This is a genomic window from Streptomyces sp. 8K308 (assembly GCF_004348315.1).
Classification (GTDB): Bacteria; Actinomycetota; Actinomycetes; order Streptomycetales; family Streptomycetaceae; genus Streptomyces.
This window is the reverse complement of sequence record NZ_SMKC01000643.1, coordinates 1-1,157: the sequence shown is the minus strand read 5'-3', so window position 1 is coordinate 1,157 and position 1,157 is coordinate 1. Positions and strand designations below refer to the sequence as shown.

The 1,157-nt window shown below is 72.5% G+C and carries 1 protein-coding gene and 1 pseudogene; one reads left to right on the top strand and one right to left on the bottom strand.

All coding sequences use genetic code 11. The features are described from left to right. Positions 1 to 36: 36 nt before the first annotated feature. On the bottom strand, positions 37 to 981 hold the full coding sequence (coaA, locus tag E1265_RS36385) for a type I pantothenate kinase (protein WP_132935200.1): 945 nt from the start codon (positions 979 to 981) through the stop codon (positions 37 to 39). Between the two features lie 34 nt (positions 982 to 1,015). Between coaA and E1265_RS37700 the strand changes: the two are divergent. Further along, positions 1,016 to 1,157, top strand: a pseudogene (locus tag E1265_RS37700) (glucosamine--fructose-6-phosphate aminotransferase); the annotation flags it as partial.

The window sequence follows — 1,157 nt, the reverse complement described above, 5'->3', positions numbered from 1 at the left end:
ACCCGGCGCGAAGCGCCCCCGCCACGCCGCCGGAGGCTAGAGCTTGCGGAGCCGCACCCGCCGCACCGCGTGCGTGTGGTCCTTCTGGAGGATCAGCGTCGCCCGCCCCCGCGTCGGCGCGATGTTCTCGACGAGGTTCGGCTCGTTGATGCGCCGCCAGTTGTCCTCCGCGTAGCTGAGCGCCGTCTTCTCCGGCACCGCCGCGTAGCGGCTGAAGTACGAGGCCGGGTCGCGGAACGCCGTCGCCCGCAGCTTCCGGAAGCGGTCCAGGTACCACTCCCTGATGTCCGCCGTCCTGGCGTCGACGTACAGCGAGAAGTCGAAGTAGTCGGCCAGGCCGACGTGGCCCGGCGGCGCCGGCTGGAGGACGTTGAGGCCCTCGACGATCAGGATGTCCGGGCGGTGCACCGTCAGCCGTTCGCCGGGCACGATGTCGTAGACGTGGTGCGAGTAGACCGGCGCGCTCACCTCCGCCTGCCCCGCCTTGACCGCGGCGACGAAGCGGGTGAGCGCGCGGCGGTCGTACGACTCGGGGAAGCCCTTGCGGGCCATGAGGCCGCGCCGTTCGAGTTCGGCGTTGGAATAGAGGAAGCCGTCGGTGGTGACGAGTTCGACCCGGGGGTGTTCCGGCCAGCGCGCCAGCAGCGTCCGCAGCAGCCGGGCAACGGTCGACTTGCCGACCGCCACGCTGCCCGCGACGGCCAGTACGAAGGGCGTGGCCGGCTGCGGGCCGCCGAGGAAGGTGGAGACGGCGCCGCGCAGCCCCTCCGTCGCGCCGACGTAGAGGTTGAGCAGCCTGGAGAGCGGCAGGTAGATCTCCCTGACCTCGTCGAGGTCGATGACGTCGCCGAGCCCGCGCAGACCCTCGACCTCGGTGGCCGTCAGCGGCAGGGGCGTGCGGGCACGCAGCGCGCGCCATTCGGCGCGGCTGAGGTCGACGTAGGGGGTTGGGGGCGAGGTGTGCTGGAGCGAGGTGACCACGCGAGCATTCTGCGGGCCGGGCTAGTCTGCCCGCATGCGCGGCATCGTCGGTTACGTAGGGGTCCAGTCCGCTCTCGATGTGCTGCTCGCCGGGCTCGGCCGGCTGGTGCGGCCAGGCGACGGCTCGTCGGGGGTCGCGGTGCTGGCGGACGGGGGGTTGGCGACGGCGGGGAGCG